General features: G+C 57.1%; 20 protein-coding genes. 11 read left to right on the top strand and 9 right to left on the bottom strand.

The features are described from left to right. Positions 1–54: 54 nt before the first annotated feature. The 3 genes from H6G07_RS21875 (at position 55) to grxD (ending at position 1,412) form a co-directional block, all read left to right on the top strand. On the top strand, positions 55–642 hold the full coding sequence (locus H6G07_RS21875) for a hypothetical protein (RefSeq protein ID WP_073610312.1): 588 nt from the start codon (positions 55–57) through the stop codon (positions 640–642). A gap of 136 nt (positions 643–778) precedes the next feature. Beyond that, positions 779–1,033 (top strand): BolA family protein, encoded by a 255-nt coding sequence (locus tag H6G07_RS21870; protein ID WP_073610311.1) that lies wholly within the window; start codon positions 779–781, stop codon positions 1,031–1,033. Positions 1,034–1,088: 55 nt separating this feature from the next. After that, positions 1,089–1,412: a Grx4 family monothiol glutaredoxin gene (gene grxD, locus H6G07_RS21865; protein ID WP_073610310.1), complete on the top strand. Its 324-nt coding sequence runs from the start codon at positions 1,089–1,091 to the stop codon at positions 1,410–1,412. Between the two features lie 82 nt (positions 1,413–1,494). On the opposite strand, the gene H6G07_RS21860 is transcribed toward grxD, so the two are convergent. Then, positions 1,495–1,635, bottom strand: coding sequence for a hypothetical protein (locus H6G07_RS21860; protein WP_171973075.1), 141 nt, complete (start codon positions 1,633–1,635; stop codon positions 1,495–1,497). Between the two features lie 51 nt (positions 1,636–1,686). Between H6G07_RS21860 and H6G07_RS21855 the strand changes: the two genes are divergently transcribed. Next, complete coding sequence (locus H6G07_RS21855; protein WP_073610309.1) at positions 1,687–3,156, top strand: MFS transporter; 1,470 nt, start codon at positions 1,687–1,689, stop codon at positions 3,154–3,156. Positions 3,157–3,287: 131 nt separating this feature from the next. Here H6G07_RS21855 and H6G07_RS21850 read toward each other — a convergent pair whose 3' ends face one another. From H6G07_RS21850 to H6G07_RS21830, 5 genes are all read right to left on the bottom strand, one after another. After that, positions 3,288–5,330: a ribonuclease catalytic domain-containing protein gene (locus tag H6G07_RS21850; protein ID WP_073610308.1), complete on the bottom strand. Its 2,043-nt coding sequence runs from the start codon at positions 5,328–5,330 to the stop codon at positions 3,288–3,290. Positions 5,331–5,370: 40 nt separating this feature from the next. After that, on the bottom strand, positions 5,371–5,586 hold the full coding sequence (gene rpsR / locus H6G07_RS21845) for a 30S ribosomal protein S18 (RefSeq protein WP_073610307.1): 216 nt from the start codon (positions 5,584–5,586) through the stop codon (positions 5,371–5,373). A gap of 9 nt (positions 5,587–5,595) precedes the next feature. Then, positions 5,596–5,784 (bottom strand): 50S ribosomal protein L33, encoded by a 189-nt coding sequence (gene rpmG, locus H6G07_RS21840; RefSeq protein WP_017298241.1) that lies wholly within the window; start codon positions 5,782–5,784, stop codon positions 5,596–5,598. 317 nt (positions 5,785–6,101) lie between these two features. Further along, complete coding sequence (locus tag H6G07_RS21835; RefSeq protein ID WP_073610306.1) at positions 6,102–7,085, bottom strand: adenylate/guanylate cyclase domain-containing protein; 984 nt, start codon at positions 7,083–7,085, stop codon at positions 6,102–6,104. Between the two features lie 132 nt (positions 7,086–7,217). After that, entirely contained in the window at positions 7,218–7,895 is a 678-nt protein-coding gene (locus H6G07_RS21830; protein ID WP_073610305.1) for a DUF3120 domain-containing protein, read from the bottom strand. Positions 7,896–8,399: 504 nt separating this feature from the next. Here H6G07_RS21830 and H6G07_RS21825 point away from each other — a divergent pair. The 6 genes from H6G07_RS21825 (at position 8,400) to H6G07_RS21800 (ending at position 15,247) form a co-directional block, all read left to right on the top strand. Next, positions 8,400–9,314 carry an undecaprenyl-diphosphate phosphatase gene (locus H6G07_RS21825; RefSeq protein ID WP_199312336.1) on the top strand — a complete coding sequence of 305 codons (915 nt, stop codon included), beginning with the start codon at positions 8,400–8,402 and terminating at the stop codon, positions 9,312–9,314. Between the two features lie 42 nt (positions 9,315–9,356). Then, entirely contained in the window at positions 9,357–10,814 is a 1,458-nt protein-coding gene (locus H6G07_RS21820) for a TIGR03279 family radical SAM protein (RefSeq protein ID WP_073610303.1), read from the top strand. A gap of 191 nt (positions 10,815–11,005) precedes the next feature. Beyond that, positions 11,006–12,694: a TolC family protein gene (locus H6G07_RS21815; RefSeq protein WP_171973074.1), complete on the top strand. Its 1,689-nt coding sequence runs from the start codon at positions 11,006–11,008 to the stop codon at positions 12,692–12,694. Positions 12,695–12,725: 31 nt separating this feature from the next. Beyond that, entirely contained in the window at positions 12,726–13,244 is a 519-nt protein-coding gene (locus H6G07_RS21810) for a M67 family metallopeptidase (protein WP_084173460.1), read from the top strand. A 75-nt stretch (positions 13,245–13,319) separates the two neighbouring features. After that, positions 13,320–14,492, top strand: a complete 1,173-nt coding sequence (gene moeB / locus H6G07_RS21805; RefSeq protein WP_073610366.1) for a molybdopterin-synthase adenylyltransferase MoeB — start codon at positions 13,320–13,322, stop codon at positions 14,490–14,492. Between the two features lie 170 nt (positions 14,493–14,662). Then, positions 14,663–15,247 (top strand): hypothetical protein, encoded by a 585-nt coding sequence (locus H6G07_RS21800; RefSeq protein WP_084173458.1) that lies wholly within the window; start codon positions 14,663–14,665, stop codon positions 15,245–15,247. Between the two features lie 2 nt (positions 15,248–15,249). On the opposite strand, the gene H6G07_RS21795 is transcribed toward H6G07_RS21800, so the two are convergent. The 3 genes from H6G07_RS21795 to H6G07_RS21785 all read right to left on the bottom strand — a co-directional run bounded on the left by H6G07_RS21795 (position 15,250) and on the right by H6G07_RS21785 (position 17,690). Next, positions 15,250–16,125, bottom strand: a complete 876-nt coding sequence (locus H6G07_RS21795; protein ID WP_073610301.1) for a M48 family metalloprotease — start codon at positions 16,123–16,125, stop codon at positions 15,250–15,252. Beyond that, positions 16,125–16,568: a BlaI/MecI/CopY family transcriptional regulator gene (locus H6G07_RS21790; RefSeq protein WP_073610300.1), complete on the bottom strand. Its 444-nt coding sequence runs from the start codon at positions 16,566–16,568 to the stop codon at positions 16,125–16,127. Before H6G07_RS21790 ends, H6G07_RS21795 begins: the two co-directional genes overlap by 1 nt. 213 nt (positions 16,569–16,781) lie before the next feature. Then, complete coding sequence (locus tag H6G07_RS21785; protein WP_073610299.1) at positions 16,782–17,690, bottom strand: alpha/beta fold hydrolase; 909 nt, start codon at positions 17,688–17,690, stop codon at positions 16,782–16,784. Between the two features lie 135 nt (positions 17,691–17,825). On the opposite strand from H6G07_RS21785, the gene H6G07_RS21780 reads away from it, so the two are divergent. After that, positions 17,826–19,310 (top strand): hypothetical protein, encoded by a 1,485-nt coding sequence (locus tag H6G07_RS21780; protein ID WP_139297144.1) that lies wholly within the window; start codon positions 17,826–17,828, stop codon positions 19,308–19,310. The last annotated feature ends 14 nt before the right edge of the window (positions 19,311–19,324 follow it).

Below are 19,324 nucleotides of genomic sequence, written 5' to 3'. Positions count from 1 at the left end.
TTTTTCTGTTCAGTTGCCTCGCCCTGCTCGTTGTCCCTCACTACGTTTTACTCTATGGTCGTTTTCACTCGTTTTCTGCGTCAGTCTTGGGGCGGTTGTGCCGCCGCTGCCCTGTCCATCGCCCTGGTTGCGGGGGGATCTGGGGTGGCCCTGGCCCAGGAGGCTAGTGGCTCTGACCCAGCGCGACCGCTAAACCAGGCCAGCAGCTCTCTCAGCATTGCTTCAGGGCAGCAGCTAATGACCGAGGCCAGCGCCGCGATCGCCGACCAAAACTACCCCCTAGCCGAAGAAAAACTTGAGGCGGCGAGGGATAGTTTCAATCAGATCTCGACCTACTACCAAGAGCTGGCGCAGATGTTTGTCGGGGTTGACACCCAGATCAATCGCAGCAACCGAGAAAAGGCGCTCGAAACCGCTCAGCTGCGCGATCAGGCTACCTATCAGCTAGCGCTGGTCTATCGTTCGCAAAATCAGGCCAGTGAGGCAGTGCCCCTGCTGATGGAGATTCTGCGCAGCCAGCAGCCCACTCGCGATCTGGGCCAGCGGGCCTATCAACAGCTATTTGAACTCGGCTTTGTCGATCAACCCTACAATGGTCGGGCTGCTACCACCCCCGCCGAACCTGCCGAGCCGACCGAATAGGCGATCGCCCCTCTGTTTTCTCAGTCAGCTATAGCTAGATTCAATGCCCCTGGGTTAGCGACTGGGGGTTGCAACTGGCAATATGGTCTTAGGGGATTTGAGTACCCCGGCTACCCATCCCACAAGGAAACTGTTCATGATTACTCCCGACCAGGTTAGCACCATGATCAAGGCTGGCCTTCCCGACGCCGATGTGCAGGTGCAAGATTTAACCGGCGGCGGTGACCATTACCAGGTGGTTGTGGTTTCGTCACAGTTTGCCGGGCGCAGCCTGGTACAGCAGCATCAGCTAGTCTACGGAGCGGTGCGCGAGGCCATGTCTTCCGAGGCTATCCATGCGTTAGCCTTAAAAACCTATACCCCAGAAGATTGGGCCGCTCAAAGCGCCTAGCCTGGGCATCGCTTTGCTTTAACCGTTTATTTCGTTCTGCAAGGGTATCGACGCTATGGATGCGGCAACTAAAGAAAGACTCGATCAGCTGGTTCAAAACAACACCATCATGGTGTTCATGAAGGGCAACAAGCTCATGCCCCAGTGTGGCTTCTCCAACAACGTTGTGCAAATTCTCAACGTGCTGGGCGCTCCCTTTGAGACCGTCGATGTGCTGGCTGACCCAGACATTCGTCAGGGCATCAAAGAATATTCCAACTGGCCCACCATTCCCCAGGTCTATATCAATGGCGAGTTTGTCGGTGGTTCTGACATTCTCATTGAGCTGTACCAAAACGGCAAGCTCCAGGAGATGGTTGAGATCGCCCTGGCTTCCTAGGGCATAGGTCTAGCTTCGTGAACAGCTCCGCTTAACTCTCGTTCATTAGAGGTTGAGCGGAGTTGTTGATCTAGCAGACAGACTAGGCATGCCCAAGGCTCAGGCGGTGTAGAGAGCTGCGATCGAGATCGGGGCTGTCCCCATGGGCGGTTCTGCCGAGGTAGCAGGCGTAAATCTCTGGAATATTGAGCCTCGACTGCATCCTCACATCTGTGGCAGCCACTTATCGATCCCTTAGGATTGCTAGGGTGAAGTCAGACCCTCGCATCTAGTCATGTCCCCAACTACCCTGCCGGTTGCCTTTCAGCAGCGTCTCGATCAATCTGCTATCACGCGCCCAATGGTGCGGCTGTGGCTGCTGGCCGCCAGCCTGATCGCCCTAGACGGGTTTGACTTTTTTATCATTGGGGTTGCCCTGCCGTTTTTGCAGCGTGACTTAGGGCTGGGGCCAGCGGCAGTTGGGGCCGTGGCGGCGGCGGCGGTGGCTGGGTCACTGCTGGGCTCATTGTTCCTCGGGCCGCTCACCGATAAACTGGGTCGTCAGCCCATGCTGATTGCCGATGTCATTCTTTTTGTCGTGGCTACCGCTGGCACCGCCCTGGCCTGGAACCTGGCTTCGCTACTGGTCTTTCGGGTATTGGTTGGGGTGGCGATCGGGGCCGACTATCCTATCAGCGTGGCCTACATTGTTGAAAACGTGCCCACGCGCCACCGCGACCAGCTCGTAATTGGAGCGTTCTCGTTTCAGGCGGTAGGCGCGCTGTTGGGGGCGCTAGTGGGCATCGCCATCCTGTATGGATTCTCTGTGGGCTATCCAGGTGACGAGCAGATGGCTATTCACTATGCCTGGCGCTGGATGCTGGGGGTAGGAGTAGTGCTAGCACTAGGAGTAGCTCTAGCGCGCCTGGCAGTTTCTTTGGAAAGCCCAGCTTATTTGTTGTCCCAAGGCGATTATGAAGCGGCGTCTGCGATGGCCTCTGAGTTGCTGGAAGAGCCTATGACCCTAAAGCCCGATGGCCCTGAAGGGCCGATCTTTGCACCAGACGACCAGCCCCAGCTCCGCTATCGAGACCTGTTTGTGCCCACCTACCGTCGCCAAACGCTGCTGGCTTCGGTGCCTTGGTTTTTGCAAGATATTGCCACCTACGGCGTGGGCATTTTTACCCCGGTTATTTTGGGTGTTTTGGTCTTTGGCGGCTCGTCTAACCTAGTGGCGCAGACCATGGCCTCGGCCAAAGGCTCGGCGCTGGTCGATATCTTTTTAATTCTCGGCTTTTTGCTAGCGGTGCTGCTGGTCAAGCGGCTAGGGCCGATTGTGCTGCAAATCGTTGGGTTTTTAGGCATGGCCCTGGGGCTGGGGCTGCTGGCGGCCTCAACGGGGCTGCCAGCCGAGAGCCGTGCGGCGATGGGGCTGATTTTTGGCGGCTTTCTGCTGTTTAATCTCTTGATGAATGCCGGCCCCAATGCCACGACCTTTCTACTTTCAGGGGCGGTGTTTCCGGCTGCGATTCGAGCCAGTGGGGCTGGGTTATCTGCGGCCATAGCTAAAGCTGGGGCAGTGTTAGGCACCTTTGGGCTGCCGGTTTTACAGCAGGCTCTAGGGTTGGCATTAACACTGGTGTTGTTGGCCTTGCTCTGTGGGTTGGCCGCCGTGGTGACCTTTGTCTACCGGCGGGAAGCGGCACAGCTGCGGCTGCTCGGCGATGGGAGTGATGGGGCGATCGCCGACTCCCCGCCTACGTGAGCAATTTCCTGGCGGTAAGGGGGTAGCCCTAGGCGAAATGTACGTTCGGTTAGGGCAGGGCACTACGGCCAAGAGCGCCTATGGGCAGAGAAGCGCTTCTGCAATTATATCAAGCAACTCTGAAACAGCCCTCAGCTCGCCGTCATGGCTGAAGCGGCGGCGGCTTCACTCTCGGGGGCGACCTCTTCAAAGCGAATCACATCCTGGCGAGGGCTGGCATGGCTGACCCGCACCTGAAACTGTTCCCCTAGGGCAACGGCTCGATTGAAGCGCATGGCCAACTCCAAGCCTAGATCTTCTACCATAATTAGCCCCAATCCTTCGTCTTCCCGCAGCCAGCGCAGCAGCATCACATCCCAGGGTTGGTCTTGGTGACGACGCAGGTATTCTAAGGCCCAGTAGCGTTTGGTCTGGCGCTCAACCAGGGTGGCTTCGTAGGCGGCAGAGCTAGCGCCAATGGCCAACTCGGTCACCTCTGTGGAAGAAAAGGGCAGCGGCTCGCCCCGCAGGTGGGCTTTGAGCTGAAAGTGGGTGACTAAGTCGAGATAGCGCCGAATGGGGGACGTGACCTGACTGTAGCTCTCTAGCCCTAGGGTGGCATGGCGGCTGGGGGTGATGCCGACTTCGCTGCGAGTCATACAGCGGCGAATGGCCGAGTCGCGCACCCAACCTGTGGGCAGCTGAATGAGTTCTTCATCTGAAGGCAGCTCAGGCTGGGGCTGGCTGCGAAAGGGAATGGCCAGGGCGTGGGTTTGCCCGTAGCGAGCGGCCACTTCTCCCGCCAAGATCATCATTTCGGCTACCATCTGCCGGGCCGTAGAGTCGTTGAGAACTTCGATGACAATGTCGTCTTCGGCCTCAGACACCTTGATGCTCGACTCAGGCATATTGATACTGATTGCCCCCTGGGTGAGCCGCCACTGGCCCCGCACCTTGGCCCAATGGGCTAGCCCTTGCAGCTCGGGCTCGGCAGTAATGCCCAGCTCCAGCATCTCGTCAACGTCGTCGTAGGTGAGGCGGTAGGTAGGCCGAATCAGGGTGGGGTGAATTTGATAATCGTGAATATCGCCATTGGCTGTGAGGGTGATGCCAAAGCTGAGGGCACAGCAGGTTTGCCCCTGAATTAGGCTCATAGCCCCGGTTGCCAGCTCCATGGGGAACATGGGAATCATCCCGGTGGGCAGATAAATGGTCGTGCAGCGGCGACGGGCCTCCAGATCTAAATCATCGCCGGGCATGAGCCAGCGGGTGGGGTCGGCAATATGAATCCACAGGCGTTGGGTGCCGTCATCCAGCGTCTCTAAGCTCAGGCCGTCGTCGATTTCTTGAGTGCTGGCGTCGTCTACGGTGTAGGCCTTGAGGTGGGTGAGGTCTATCCGGTGGGCGTCGGGGTCAGGCGGCGGAGACTGAAGACGCTGCTGCGCCATGGTAAGGGTTTCCTCAGAAAAGTGACCGGGAATTTGGCTGCGCCTGAGGGCCAGGTTTTCGTGGACGCTCCAGAGTCCCAGTGCCACTAGAGTATCAAATGCACCCGCCGCTGTCGGGTTAATACCCAGAGCATTAAGAATTTCTACGGCCTGGGGGCGCTGGCTCGACTCGTCACCTAACAGCGCCAGGCGCTCAAGGATTTCGAGGCGGGGGCGATCGCTCTTCTCCCACCCCACGGTTTCCCCTGCCATGGCCTGACGGGCCTTGGTGATAAATGATTCCCACTCGTGCTGGCGCTGGGCTTCGCGCTCGAGCTGTAGCCGCAGTTCGTCAACTTGGGCAGCAGGGCGAGGTTCGTAGCGATCGCCCTTCTGCTTAAAGAAAATCTTGTCCTCTACCAACAGCCGATGGGCCGCGTAACAAAACGTGGGACTTTGGTCAGAAAACAGAAGCTCTGCCAAAGTGGCCGGATCGGCAGACTCACCGGCTTCTGCAAAAAACTCCCAAGCAATCTCTAGGCTGGACGGATCGATATATGATCCAGCCTCCGCTGCGAAGGGGGCAATGTCGGTGGGTTTGTAAGTATTGCCGCTGACCTCATAGGTGAGATCGCGGGGATGCAGGGTGTAGGCTTGACCCCGCTCGTCGATGACCACCCAGTTTTTTTTGCCCTCAGGGCGATCGACAACCCCTAGACGGGGCTGCCCCTGGTGCTTAAATTCGACTAGCGTTCCTTTATCAACCAAGCCAACACCCTAGCGATCATCATCCCTAGCCTAGCCTAGCCTAGCCTTCCCCATTCACATAGGGTAGCAGGGCGATAATCCGCGCCCGCTTGATGGCAGTGGTGAGTGCCCGCTGTTGTTTAGCGGTCAAGCCAGTGATGCGGCGGGGCAAAATTTTGCCGCGCTCGGTGATGAACTTACGAAGCAGATCGACATCTTTGTAGTCGATCGGGTCTTCGGGCTTGATTGGAGATACTCGACGACGAAAATAGGCCATGGGTGCTAATTACTTGATTTCTTTGTGGATGGTGTGCTTGTTGCAGTGGGTGCAGAACTTTTTGAGTTCGATGCGGTTGGTCGTGTTACGACGGTTTTTTTGGGTGGTGTAGCGAGATACACCGTTAGAGCGCTTGTCGGGGTTGGTTCGACATTCGGTACACTCTAGGGTTATGACGAGGCGGACGCCTTTAGCCATGACTGTTTACCTGAAAATAGGGCGGGCAGAAAAATGAAGACACAGCCTTCTATTATTTCACAGCCCGCCAAGATCGCCAACATCAATTTTGATGCGATCAGAGTAAGCGCATATTGGCAGAGCAGGGATACAACTGGATGGGTTGTCGTAGCCCGCGATTCGTGGCCAAGGCACGTTGAAAACTCGGAGGGTCTGCTTACTCCCCCTCTGATCGAGCACCGATGATTGTAGGTGGCCTTGGCATAAGTCCCAGCTTAGAGCGCCGATCGCCCGGCTTTGCCTCGTGCGGTGCGTGAGACGAGCCAGTGAGCGGGGAGTCAAGAGTATTTAGCTAAAAACTGGTTCAAATCGACAAAGGTGCCAGCCCGGGTGGCGATGGGTTCTTCGTAGCCTTTCATCTCAACCGTGAAGCACTTGAAGCAGGGGTCATCTACCCCGGACTTTTGCAGGTATTGATAGGTGGTTTCGCCAATGGCAATATCTAGACCCAGGGGCTTGGTTGCAGACTCTAGGCGAAAGGCCGCGTTGACGGTGTCACCTAGGGCGGTGTAGTCGGGGCGATCGCCGCTGCCGGTGTTGCCAACCATGGCGTAGCCCGTGTTGATGCCGGCCCCAATACGCAGGGGGAACGGCAGTGGAAACTGCTCGTGGAGCTGGCTTGTCATCTCGGCCAGGGTGCTGACGGCCTGCAAAATCTTGATCATACTGGCTTGGTCGGCTCCTTCGGGGCCATGGATCCAAACCGTCATTACAGCATCGCCGATATATTTATCGACCCAGCTGCCGTATTGACCAATAATTTCTCCGGCGCGGCGAAACCAGGTGCCAATGGCCTCGGAAAGAATTTTTTCATCCATTTGGCGGGTCAGTATGGTGAAGTCGCGAATGTCGATCACCATGACCGAAATGAGCTGCCGCACGTGGAGCATCGCCGTAGCGGTGGCATTCTGACCGTGGGCTCCACCCAGGGGCGCGTCTAACGCCTCAGCTGCATCTTGAGGTGAGAAAAACCGCAGCTCGGTCTGGCCAAAGGTGAGCAGATCGCCATCGTGGAGAATAACGGGCACGCTGACCCGACGCCCGTTGACAAAGGTGCCGTTGCGGCTGCCCAGGTCGATGAGGTAAAACCGACCGCTGTCGGCACTCTGAAGCATGGCGTGGTTGCGTGAGATCCAGCGGTCGGGCAGCACAAAATTATTGTCGTCGCCCCGCCCTACCGTCCAATAGCTAGCACCCGCCAAGGAAAGCTGGCGATCGCCGGAGCCGGTTTTAAGCGCAAGGTAGGGGCCAGATGAAGTCACAGCGGTACTATGAGGGCAATAAAAGGGCAAAAACACGACTGCGCTAAAACTCAAGCTGCGATCGCGGCAGATAACCCCAAACTATCCCTGAGCTGCCCCTATTATGCCAGAGATGCAAACCTAGTACCTAATCTAGGCGAGCGCCGCTGTCAGGAAAAACAAACCGTCAACCACCAACGTGCTAAACACAGCCCCTCCAAAAGCCCACCAAGCCAATTGTCGGGAGGTGCTGAGGGCGATCGCCGTCGCCACTAGCAAAAACAACACCAAAATTACGGCTCGGCAGGCTGCCACATCCGTTTGCAGGGTAGCGCTAGCCGCCCGCAGCACCAAAGGGGCCGCGTCTGGGCTGGTCAGCATTAGCTGCCGCCAGGTAGGAAACAAGTGCATCCAGTTGATGTACAAGTCTGTGACCGCCGTGCCCAGCAGTGACCCTAAGAAGAAATAGCTGCCCACTCGGCCCCAACCTTGACACAAGCAAACTAGGGCGATCGGCAAACCCAAAGCCTCAATCGGCAAGTGAACAACCGGATCCCATCGAAACCAGCCCCAGTAGAGCGAGCCCGTTAGCCAAATCCATCCAAAGCCGACAATCATGTCGCCCCAGAGGCTCCAGCGAGAGCGCTGCATCAGCCACGCCCCCAGCACCAACCACAGAGGAGTAATTGCCAGGCTCACCCAAGGAAAGTAGCGCACCAGGGGAGCCTGCACAAACACCGGCAGAATCACTAAGCTCAGTGCTGCCCCAAAGACCTTAAGTTGAAGGCCTGACCGTGCTACCCAGCCCTGGACTAGAGCCAGCCATGGCAAAGTCTTTTTATCTGAAGCAGAACTGTAGGAAAGGCTCAATGTAGACTCAACGTAATTATGAGTGTTTGATTAATCATTATTAACATAACATGCCCCGGGGGGGGATAGGGTAGCCAAAGCAGCGAGCAGACCAGTATTGAGGTTGTCTTCAGATTAAGGCTGTCCCTAAGTTCATACTCAAACCAGTCAGGGATTAAAGGTAAACGAAGAATCTGAGTGCCTCAGTACCGGATACTCTGTCTGCTCCATAGAATAGTCAAGGTAAAGATAGTTGGAGAAAATCTACGCCAAGTTGGGAGGCTGCCCATGAAAACAGTGTACTTATTTTAAGTATTTAAGGAAGTATCCCAGGGAGGAGGCCGCGTCATGCTGGGTTTATCCTCCCAGTCAGTCACTGCGCCATGGCCGCAACTGCCCAAACTTCCCGCTCGTCTTTGTGCAGGTGCCTCCGGCTAGCAACGCTAGCTTTGCAACGCTATATCCACAGACTATGGTTACTTCTTTATGAATAGTGTGTTTCCTAACCTAGTAGCTACGGCAGCTCAAATAGGCAGCGGCGCACCCACGCCTGCTGCAGAACCGATGAACCTGTTCCAAGCTATTGTGATTGGCATTGTGCAGGGACTAACGGAATTTTTACCGATCAGCAGTACAGCCCACGTCAAGATGATCCCCGTGGTGCTGGGCTGGGGCGACCCAGGGGTGGCGTTTACCGCCGTTATTCAGCTAGGCAGCATTGCGGCCATTCTTTACTACTTTTGGGATGATCTGCGCCAGGTGACGATGGGCATGGTCAAGGCTACTATGACCCGACAGTTTGACTCCTCAGAGTTTCGCCTGGGATTGGGCATCTTGCTGGGCAGCCTCCCCATTGTGGTCTGTGGCCTCTTGATCAAAATTTTCATCCCAGATTTTGACAATTCGCCGTTGCGCAGTGCCTCTACTATTGCCATAGTGTCTATTTTGATGGCCTTGGCTCTGGCTGCTGCCGAGTTTGTGGGCCACCACAAGCGCACCTTTGAGGCTCTCAGTTTAAGAGATGGCGTGACCATGGGTTTTGCCCAAGCTCTGGCGCTGATTCCCGGCGTGTCGCGGTCGGGGTCTACGCTCACGGCTGGCTTGTTTATGGGGTTAGAGCGATCGACAGCGGCGCGGTTCTCTTTTTTGCTGGGGGTACCCGCCATTACGCTATCGGGGCTAGTGGAGCTAGAAGGTTTTTTAGAAACTGGGTTTGGAGCCGCTGGGCCGGTGCCGCTAATCGGTGGCATTGTGGCGGCGGTGGTGTCGTCTTATCTGGCGATTTTTTGGCTGATTCGCTTTTTGAAGCGGCATAGCACTTGGGTATTTGTGTGGTATCGTCTCGCCTTTGGAGCCGCCATTCTGCTGGCGCTGGCTACCGGAAAAATGCAAAACATCTAATATAGGAAGGCACATTTTGCTTCTCCAAGGCTTTCTTTAGCTATGGCTGCCTCGGCTATTCGCCCTGCTCGCATTACCCGCGTGCTGCCCGACTCGATCGCAGACGAGATTGGTTTTGAGCCCGGCGATGCCCTGGTGGCCATCAACGGCCAGAAACCTCGCGACTTAATTGACTATCGCTTTCTCTGCGCTGACGAAGACTTAACCTTAGAGGTGCTAGACACCCGGGGCAAGACCCACCACGTTGATATCGAAAAAGAGATCGACGACGATCTGGGTTTGGAGTTTGACACCGCTCTCTTTGACGGGCTGATGCAGTGCAACAACGCCTGCCCCTTTTGCTTTATCGATCAGCAGCCCCCTGGCAAGCGCGGTACGCTCTACCTCAAAGATGACGACTACCGCCTCAGCTTTCTCTACGGTAGCTACCTGACCCTCACGAACCTGCTGCCCCAGGAGTGGGAGCGGATTGCCCAGATGAGGCTATCGCCTCTGTTTGTGTCGGTACATGCGACGGAGGCGGAGGTGCGATCGCGCCTGCTCAAAAACCCTCGGGCAGGCCAAATTCTCGATCAGTTGGCCTGGTTCCGCGACCAGCGCTTGCAGATTCACGCTCAGGTAGTGGTTTGTCCCGGCATCAACGATGGCGATCACTTAGCCACTACCCTGCGGGATTTAGCCCGGTTTCACGAGGGCGAAGTGCCTGCGGTAGCGTCAGTGGCCGTGGTGCCCGTGGGTCTCACCCGGTTTCGCCCCTCCGACGATGAGCTGACTCCGGTAACTCAAGCCCAAGCCCAGCAGGTAATTGCCCAGGTGCAAGCCTTCCAGCAGGACTGCCAGCAGCGGTTTGGCACCAATTTTGTTTGGCTGGCCGACGAGTGGTTTTTGATTGCTCAGCAAGAGGTGCCCGACGAGAGCCACTACGAAGACTATCCCCAACTGGGCAACGGGGTGGGGTCGATTCGTCAGTTTCTCAAAGAATTTCAGCAGTCGGCTGACGACTACTTGCCGGAGACCGTCAGCCCACCGCGGACGTTAACCTGGGTCGTGGGCAATGCGGTAGAACACGCCTTTCAGCCCATCGTCGATCGCCTCAACCAAGTCCAGGGTTTGACCGTTCGCCTAGCTGCCCTAGCCAGCGACTACTGGGGACGAGAAATGACGGTAACAGGGCTGCTGACCGGCCACGATCTGTTGCTGGGGCTGCGCGATTCGCCTGCTAATCAACCACCGATACAGAATCAACCTTTGTCCCGGCCTTGCCCCCTAGGCGATGCCCTGTTGCTGCCGACGGTGATGCTTAAGCCCAGTGATTCGGGCCAAGCCAGCGACACTCTGTTTTTAGACGACCTCAGCGTCGCCGAAATCAGCCAGCGACTGAGCTGCCCAGTCATTCCCATAGACGACACCGACGCCCTAGTGCAGGCCTGCTGCGGCGATCTTCCCAACCACAACTTCGCTGATTTGCAGCCCGCCGCTGGCTATTGGACGCCGTCGTGATTGTACTAAACGGTTTAGTTTGCTAAGCTGATGACTGAAAATTTTGTGGCTGATCTTTCTCCCTGAGGCAGGATAAATCCGGCTTCGGCGGGTCTATCTTCGGTTAATGCCGATATGCTAAAAAACTGTGGCAGAAATTTTCGTTTTTCCCGTTGGTGACTCAATTTAGGTAGTAATAGCCCATGGTGCCTATGCTTTACTCTTATTGCCGTTGCCTCATACCGCTAAGCCTAGGCATTACCCTATCTAGCTGGTCTGCTGCGGGGTTGGCTAACTCTGAGCCTCGTCCCCTGACCGACGAGAACCCGGGAATCAGCATTACCCAGGCCGAGACCGAAGCCTTAGAACCATCCCCAGCCGCTGTTGAGGAGGTGCCTACCCCTGAGGTAAGCGCACCAGGCTTGGAGCCCGGCGAAGAGGCTGTGCCCTTAGACGCTGACGGAGCCACTACTCCCTCCTCCACGGCGCAGACTGGCCCTCTGATACCCCAGTCCGATCGCCCCACCGATCAGGGCTTTGACACCCCACCCGACTACCTGACTCCTAGCCCTAATCCCCTGCTGGTGCCCACCCAGCCCGAGGAGGTAGAAATTTTGGGTACCCAGCCGTTGTCCCTAGAAACGGCCCTAGAGTTGGCCTACCGCAACAGCGAAGAACTGCGGATTGCGCAGCTGCGGCTGGAGCGCAACCAGGCAGGTTTGAGAGTTCAGCAAGCGGCGCGGCTGCCCACGGTAGATTTGGGGGCCGATCTGCAAACCAGTAACCAGTCGTCATCGGGGGCGGGGGGAACGTTTGACTCGACTAGCACCACTGCTGGCAGCACCCTCAGAACCGACTATGACCTGGGCCTCTCGGGGGAGCGATCGGCCCGCATTCGCGCGGCAGAGCGCCAGGTGCGCGTCTCTGAGCTGCAGGTAGAGCAAACCCGTGAAGAGTTGCGGCTCAATACCACTACTGACTACTACGCGGTGCAGGAGGCGATCGAGCAGATTCGCATTAGCCAGGCCTTTTTAGAGGCTGCCGAGCGCAACTTGGGCGATACCCAGCTACGAGAAGAAGTGGGCGTTGGCACCCGGTTTGACGTATTGCAGGCTGAGGTGCAGGTGGCCAACGCGCGCCAGACCCTAAACCAGGCCATCAGCCAGCGCCAGATTTCCCAGCGACAGCTGGCCCGACGGCTCAACATTCAGCCCTCGATCGATCTGACGACCCTGGCGGTCAACATTGCCGGAGCCTGGCCGCTCTCGCTGGAGGAAAGCATTGTGTTGGCCTTTCAAAATCGGGCCGAGCTAGAGCAATTTTTGGTCGAGCGCGAGTTCAACGATGCCCAGCGTCAGGCTAGTCTGGCAGCGGTTCGCCCTAATCTGGGAGTGTTTGCCCAGTACGGGGTGCAGAGCTTGCTGAGTTCATCGTCGGGGGCATCATCCAGCATCGACGACGGGTTTTCGCTGGGGGCACAGCTCAACTGGCGGCTGTTTGACGGCGGGGCGGCCCGAGCTGCCGCTGACCAGAGCGAAATCGACATTGAAACCGATGAGTCGGAGTTTGAGAGTGCCCGCAACGACATTCGGGTGCAGGTGGAAGAGGCTTACTACACCCTGGTGTCTAACCAGTCGAATATTGACACGGCTTCGGTGGCCGTCAACCAGGCGGAGGAAGCCCTGGAGCTGGCTGACCTACGGTTCAATGCTGGGGTGGGTACGCAGCTAGAGGTGATCAACGCGATTCGAGATCTGACTGAAGCCCAGGGCAACTTGGTGACCGCAGTGCTTGAATATAACCGCGCCCTGGCCCGTCTAGAGCGAGCTGTCAGCAACCTAGACACCCCAGCCGTCGATGCTTCGGGAACAGTTGACGCTCCGGGAACAGTTGAAGAATAGGAAGGGGCCACGTTAGCGGCTATCTTTTGCTATGGCTGAGCTTTACCTTGATGACGACTGCTACCAAGCCATAGTCGAGGCGGCTGTCGCTGGCTACCCCAAGGAATGCTGTGGGTTGCTAGTGGGTCGGCGTGGGTCTGGGGAAGCGCAGCCCGGCGAGGCCGATCGCACTGTGGTTGAGGTTGTCGCCTTAAACAATGCCTGGGAACCCTCGCTCCTGGACTATACCGACCCCGCAGGCGATGGAGCCCACAGTCTGCGCGATCGCTACTGGATCGACCCCGCCGATATGCTGGCCGTACAGCGATCGGCGCGGGAGCGAGGGCTGGAGATTATTGGCGTGTTTCACTCGCATCCTGACCATGTAGCGGTGCCGTCGGAGTGCGATCGCACCCTCGCCTGGCCCGTCTATTCCTACGTAATTGTGTCTGTGGTCAAGGGCGAAGTTGCCGACCTCAAAAGCTGGCGGCTCAACGACCAGAATCAGTTCGAGCCCGAGCCTGTGAAAATGATTGGATCATCTGCCAACAAAGCCTCATTCTTGTCCTAAGCTTAGATGATGTAAAAAACGGTCGTGCCCCAGACCGTTTTTTGTTTTTACCGCCACAGTTTCTCTGCCGAGGCCATGCTCAACCCAAACCTGGACGACATTCAGCTCACAAAAGAGGAGTACGAGCGCTACTCCCGCCACATCATTCTGCCGGAGGTGGGTCTCGACGGGCAGAAGAAGCTCAAGGCCGCCAGCGTGCTCTGTGTGGGTACCGGCGGGCTGGGTTCACCGCTGCTGCTGTATTTGGCCGCCGCTGGCATTGGCCGCATTGGCATCGTCGACTTTGACACCGTCGATCAGTCGAACCTCCACCGTCAGGTGATCCACAGCGAGTCGTGGGTGGGCAAGCCCAAAATTGAGTCGGCCAAGAGCCGCATTCTTGAAATCAATCCCCACTGCCAGGTTGACCTTTACGAAACCCGCCTCAGCGCCGAAAATGCCCTGGGCATTTTTGAACCCTACGACGTGGTAGTTGACGGCACCGACAACTTCCCGACCCGCTACCTGGTTAACGACGCCTGCGTGCTGCTGGGCAAGCCCAACGTCTACGGCTCCATCTTTCGCTTTGAGGGCCAGGCCACGGTCTTCAACTACCAGGACGGCCCCAACTACCGTGACCTCTACCCCGAACCGCCACCGCCGGGGCTAGTGCCCTCCTGCGCAGAGGGTGGCGTGCTGGGTGTGCTGCCCGGCATCATTGGCGTCATTCAGGCCAATGAAACCATCAAGGTAATTTTGGGTACGGGCAAGACGCTCAGCGGTCGCCTGCTGCTCTACAATGCCCTTGAGATGACCTTTAGAGAGCTGAAGCTGCGGCCCAATCCCGTACGCCCAGTGATCGAAGAGCTGATCGACTACGAAGAGTTCTGCGGCATTCCCCAGGCGCGTATGGAGGCAGAGAAAGAGTTGGCTGAAATCTCCGAAATGACCGTCACCGAGCTAAAGCAGGTGCTCGACAGCGGGGCCGACAACGTGCTGCTGCTCGACGTGCGCAACCCCAACGAGTACGAAATTGCTCGCATCCCTGGCTCTGTGCTAGTGCCTCTGCCCGATATTGAGAATGGCGACGGGGTTGATCAGGTCAAGAACTTAGTCAATGGCCATCGCCTGATTGTGCACTGCAAAATGGGCGGGCGATCGGCCAAAGCCCTGGGCATTCTCAAGCAGCACGGCATTGAAGGCACCAATGTCAAAGGCGGCATCACTGCCTGGAGTAAAGAGGTAGACTCCTCAGTTCCCGAATACTAAACCCCCAGCGTTAGTCAAATGCCCCGGTGGAATTTTCTCCGCCGGGGTATTTCTGTTGATTCGTTCTCTTCCAGAGTTGTTATCATCGGTCACGGGTTCCTTGGGAGACAGGGCAGATGATGCGGCTTAAACGTGGTTTTGGGTGTGCGATCCTTCCAAAAAGCAGGCTTTTGGCGATCGCTATAAAGGGTGGCTCTCTAGCCCTTGCGGCTCTAGCCCTCACCGCCTATCCCGGCTGGGCACTGCCAGGGCAAACGGTGAATCTAACCGAGACGTGGATTCGCAATAACCCTACCCTCAAGCCTGGCCCCGGCGATCGCCTGGCCATCAATCGCCTAGTTGCCCCAGGGCAGCGGTTTACCTTCCAGGCGTCAGTGTTTCCGATCAGTGGGGTGGTGCCCAACCAAGACCCGCGCCAGATTCGTTCCGAGCGCTTTAGCGTATCTGACCACGCCAACCCCATTACCGTTGACCGGCTCGATGAGTCGTTGCGGGCTATCTATGGGCAGGAGATTTTCAACGACTATCGCCAGGCAACGGTGCTGTTGCGCTATCCGGCCCGAGGCGCTAGGACAAACCCGACCGACAACCCCAACCTGGTGCTGCGGGGTGAGGTGCGACAGGGAGAGCGATTTGCCTACTGGCAGGAAATTGCCTACGATCGCGATGGCACCGCCTACCTAGGCCGCATGGCTGTTTTCGTTCCAGAAGACCTGCCCGCTTTACAAGCTCAGCTTGCTCCCTATAGGGAATGAGCTCACGTATGCAGCCAGGTGACCGCTAAGGGCAGCATCGCAACCATTAGCCAAGCCAGTCTGACCTGACGTTTTTCAGCAATTTTGACTTCGGTGTCTGGTGCAACCAGAGCGTTGACCCGCTGCTCTAGGCGCGTGAGTGACAAATCTTGATTGAAGCCCACTCCGGTCTCAAGCCAGTGCTTTGAGGACTGTGAATGGGTGGCCAAAGCCATCTGCCGAGCGAGTTTAACCAATAGCTCTGCCAGCAAAAGGGGATCGCTAGTGCTGGCGGCCTGGCGATCGGCGCGCAGCTCTCGCAGCAGCAGCAGTTCTTCCCACAGCGGTTCGGTGTTGGGTAGCCAACAGGTGAAGCGCCGCACGGCACCCAGCCAGAAAAACCAGAACGGGTCACGATGGTCAGCGTGGGCCTGTTCGTGGGCTAGCATGGCCTGCTGTTCGATCGCTGTCAGCTGCTCTAACCAGCCCCGGCTGACCAGCAACGACGAGCGCCACAGCCCCACCTGAGCCGCCAGCGGTAGGTCGATGGGCAAACAGCGAGCCTGTGCTCCCTGGGGAAGCGAGACCACGGCATATTGGCGCAGCCCCCGGGTAGTGCGCACCGCCTGGCCCTGCGCATAAGCTAGAACGCCAGCGGCAAAGGACAAGATCCCGAGGCTAGCCCAGCACCCCACCGGACTGACCGCTTGTCCGATCATGGTGCCATGATGGCCCATGGAAAGCACCGCCACGGCAGCCAGCGCAATCATCAGCGGTGGCAGACAAAAGGCATTGAGGGCAGACTCCCAGCGGACTGGCCAAGACCCATCGCACGGTCGCCACCGCCACCGCCAGACCGTGGCCACCACAATCGTGAGCACCAGTAGACTGCTGTGCATTACGCATCCTCTCCCTGGGTTTGGGTATGGCGCAGGGCACGTAGGCGAGCGGCGATCGCGTCTATCTTATCTAGCTCGGCAACATCCAGGCTATCGGCAAAGGCGGCCACCAGATCGGGACTACCCACCGCCAAAAAGCTTTGCAGTTGCTGGTGGGCGGTCAGCAGCTCAGCCTCTTGCTGCGAGACTATGGGCTGCCAACGAAAAGCGCAACGGGTTTTTTCTTGCTGCACGGCCTCGCGCCGCAGCCAGCCTTTCTTAGCCAAGCGCTGGAGCACCGTAGTCACCGAAGCCTGAGTCAGGTCGCGATCGGGGTCAGCCAAAATATGGTCGTGGATATCTTTGACGGTGGCTCCGTTTTTGTCCCAAACGATGGCTAAAATCTCAGCCTCTAGTGGCCCTAAGGAGAGCCGGTTAGGGCGATGGCGGGGAAGGGGAGACATGAGTGGATGGCTAGGGAGAATAAGCCCCAGTTTAGGGGAAGCGGGAGGCACTGCCCAAAGCACAAGTTTGTATTCTGTAATGGTTGACCGGCTGTCTTTCGACTGCGCCCAGTCCCAAAGCCAACCTTAGTAGCACCACTACAGCCTGACCCTGCTCAACGAGTGGCAAATTCCCTTTCTGTTCTTGGGATAAACGCCAGCACAAACGCAGCTTCACGCTCCCTCAATCACCGTCTTTAACACCCATTCTCGCAGCAGGCTATTCACCTGGTCGGGAACCTCGTCGTGGGGGCAGTGACCCGCCTGTAGGTAGTGCTCCGTCAGCGTGGGATAGTACTGACGGAACTGCGCTCCCTTTGCGCGACAGTTCATCCAGGGGTCGCCTTCGCCCCAGAGCATAAGCAGGGGGCAGGTGAGCTTTTGCAGCAGCACGTCCACGTTTTCGCCCTGGCGCGACTTAAAAACCGAAGCAAACACCCTGGGAGCACCGGGGTCGAGGGCAGGACGGCGAATATCTTCGACCAGTTGGTCGGTAATCACCGATTTATCGAGGTAGACCTGTTGCAGGGTGCGGCGAATAATAGCGGGTTGGCGCACATACTGAAATAGCAGCCAGCTCGGCAGCGGCTGTAGCATGAGCGATTGAATTAGTTTTGCGATCGGATTGGGCGCTGGGGGAGGGGTTTGAGCGGGGGAAGAAAATGGGCCAGCGCTGTTTAGCAACACCAAGCCCGCCGCAGATTCGGGGTGGTTTGCCGCTACGCACATCGACGCATATCCACCGAGGGAATTGCCCGCCAGTACTGCCGGACGACCGATTACTTCAGTAATGAAATCGTGGAGCTGCGCCTGCCACAGGTCGCCGCTGTACTGCCAGTTGGGCTTAGCCGATCGCCCAAACCCCAGCAGATCGATCGCCCATACCTGAAAGTCGGCCTGTAGGCCCTGAATATTTTTGCGCCAGTGGTCGGTAGACGCCCCAAAACCGTGCACCAGCAGCAGGGGAGGGCGGTCGCTATGAGCTTCTCCAGCCACCACGTAGTGAATGGCCTGGTCACGCCAAGTCCAGTAGGTGCTGGGAGGATTGTTGAGGGGCTGAGGGGCAAAGACGGTAGCGGTCATGGCGGCTTCAGGGAATCAGCTTGTAAACATATATTAATTATGATGGTAGCGAATCTGAGCCGCTCAAACCCTGAGTGGTGACAAACAGGCGAATACCAGGCATTGTTGCAGAGACACGCTTGTAAGCCTGGTGCCATGGCCGCCCTTTCTCGCCCCCGCCGATCGCCGAACAGCCGCGAATTTTCTAAGTATGATGCCCGTCGTCTGAGGAGACGCTGGTTTGAGCGCATCATGGCGATGATTGCCCTGCTCAACTTGGCATTAGTGATCGGCGATCTGAGCTACATTCCCCTGCGAGATTTGTACCTGCGATTGCTGCCAGGTTTGACGACCTGGTATGGCGAAACTTTTAAAGGCATTGAGCCTCACCGCTTTACCGCCAACTACCTCGACACGGTTGACAGGCTGGAAGAACAGGTGGCCCAAACTGGGCTGACCTCGATCCAGGCACAGTCGATTTTGAGCGACTTGCAACAACAGAGTGCTGCCATGATCTCTGAGAATCCGTTTCAATCTGCCAATCGCTCCGGCAATCTAGAGCAGATTAAGAACGAAATGCGCGATCGCATCGGATCAGAATCCGCCACCGAATCGATGACTGAGTTTTGGAGCGTTGACCACCTCAGCGAAGCTGGTTTTGCTGCCGAGATGGCCTTTTTTAGAAGCGACGTGCAGCCTCTAGTTGAGACCAATTTTTTTCGGCGCATTGCCGTCCACGGTGGGTTTGTGAACCTGTTTTGGCGCATCGACATTTGGTTTAATCTGCTGTTTGGCCTAGAGTTGTTGGCTCGCAGCATCTACCTCGATCGCCGCTACAAAAACTTCACCTGGCGTGATGCTATCCTGTGGCGCTGGTTCGACATTCTGCTGATTATTCCCTTCAGCGCCCTGCGATTACCCTGGCTGGCCCTAGCGCGCCTGATTCCAGTCACCATTCGCATCAACCAGTCCAATCTGATCAATTTAGAGCCCATTCAAAGCCGCATCAGCCGCTTTATCATCAGCCAGGTCGCCGTCGAAATCACCGAAATGGTAGTGCTGCGCATTATTGATCAAATGCAGTCGCTGGTGCGCGATGGCAGCGTTTCTAAGGCCCTCTTGGAGCCTAGCTCCCGACGTTATATCGAAGTTGGTGGCGTCAATGAGCTAGAAGTGATTTCGCAACGGCTGGCCGCCCTAACGGTCTATAACGTGCTGCCCCAGGTCAAGCCCGAGGTCGACGCCCTGCTCAAGCACACCGTTACCCAAGCCTTCGATCGCACCCCCGGCTACCAAGGGTTTCGCCAATTGCCAGGGATTGGCAATCTGCCCGACCAGATGGCCGAGCAGGTGGTTTCACAGCTCTCAGCCAACCTCTATAGTGCTGTAAAGGGATCATTAGAAAACAAGTCGGGCGGAGATCTGACCCAAGCTCTAGTGCAAAAGCTGGGCGAGACCTTTAAAGCTCAGCTCAAAGAAAACGAGAATGTTGAAGAGATCGAAGCCCTATTAGTAGATTTTCTCGAAGAATTTAAGCTCAACTACGTCAAACGCTTGGCTACAGCGGATGTCGATCGCCTGATCGAAGAGCGCTACCAGCTCTACAACGTGTCTCAGGGCAACCTTAAAGGCGATCGCTAATCCAGCCTCTGCAC

Source organism: Phormidium tenue FACHB-1052 (assembly GCF_014696675.1).
Lineage (GTDB): Bacteria > Cyanobacteriota > Cyanobacteriia > Phormidesmidales > Phormidesmidaceae > Nodosilinea > Nodosilinea tenuis_A.
The sequence above is the reverse complement of the archived record's forward strand: the minus strand, read 5'-3'. Positions and strand labels throughout refer to the sequence as shown.

What these genes read in the sequence shown, in the direction of transcription:
- H6G07_RS21875 (WP_073610312.1), top strand. Translation starts at nt 55, where the DNA reads ATGGTCGTTTTCACTCGTTTTCTGCGTCAGTCTTGGGGCGGTTGTGCC.
- H6G07_RS21870 (WP_073610311.1), top strand. Translation starts at nt 779, where the DNA reads ATGATTACTCCCGACCAGGTTAGCACCATGATCAAGGCTGGCCTTCCC.
- grxD (WP_073610310.1), top strand. Translation starts at nt 1,089, where the DNA reads ATGGATGCGGCAACTAAAGAAAGACTCGATCAGCTGGTTCAAAACAAC.
- H6G07_RS21855 (WP_073610309.1), top strand. Translation starts at nt 1,687, where the DNA reads ATGTCCCCAACTACCCTGCCGGTTGCCTTTCAGCAGCGTCTCGATCAA.
- rpsR (WP_073610307.1), bottom strand. Translation starts at nt 5,586, where the DNA reads ATGGCCTATTTTCGTCGTCGAGTATCTCCAATCAAGCCCGAAGACCCG.
- rpmG (WP_017298241.1), bottom strand. Translation starts at nt 5,784, where the DNA reads ATGGCTAAAGGCGTCCGCCTCGTCATAACCCTAGAGTGTACCGAATGT.
- H6G07_RS21825 (WP_199312336.1), top strand. Translation starts at nt 8,400, where the DNA reads ATGAATAGTGTGTTTCCTAACCTAGTAGCTACGGCAGCTCAAATAGGC.
- H6G07_RS21820 (WP_073610303.1), top strand. Translation starts at nt 9,357, where the DNA reads ATGGCTGCCTCGGCTATTCGCCCTGCTCGCATTACCCGCGTGCTGCCC.
- H6G07_RS21815 (WP_171973074.1), top strand. Translation starts at nt 11,006, where the DNA reads ATGCTTTACTCTTATTGCCGTTGCCTCATACCGCTAAGCCTAGGCATT.
- H6G07_RS21810 (WP_084173460.1), top strand. Translation starts at nt 12,726, where the DNA reads ATGGCTGAGCTTTACCTTGATGACGACTGCTACCAAGCCATAGTCGAG.
- moeB (WP_073610366.1), top strand. Translation starts at nt 13,320, where the DNA reads ATGCTCAACCCAAACCTGGACGACATTCAGCTCACAAAAGAGGAGTAC.
- H6G07_RS21795 (WP_073610301.1), bottom strand. Translation starts at nt 16,125, where the DNA reads ATGCACAGCAGTCTACTGGTGCTCACGATTGTGGTGGCCACGGTCTGG.
- H6G07_RS21790 (WP_073610300.1), bottom strand. Translation starts at nt 16,568, where the DNA reads ATGTCTCCCCTTCCCCGCCATCGCCCTAACCGGCTCTCCTTAGGGCCA.
- H6G07_RS21785 (WP_073610299.1), bottom strand. Translation starts at nt 17,690, where the DNA reads ATGACCGCTACCGTCTTTGCCCCTCAGCCCCTCAACAATCCTCCCAGC.
- H6G07_RS21780 (WP_139297144.1), top strand. Translation starts at nt 17,826, where the DNA reads ATGGCCGCCCTTTCTCGCCCCCGCCGATCGCCGAACAGCCGCGAATTT.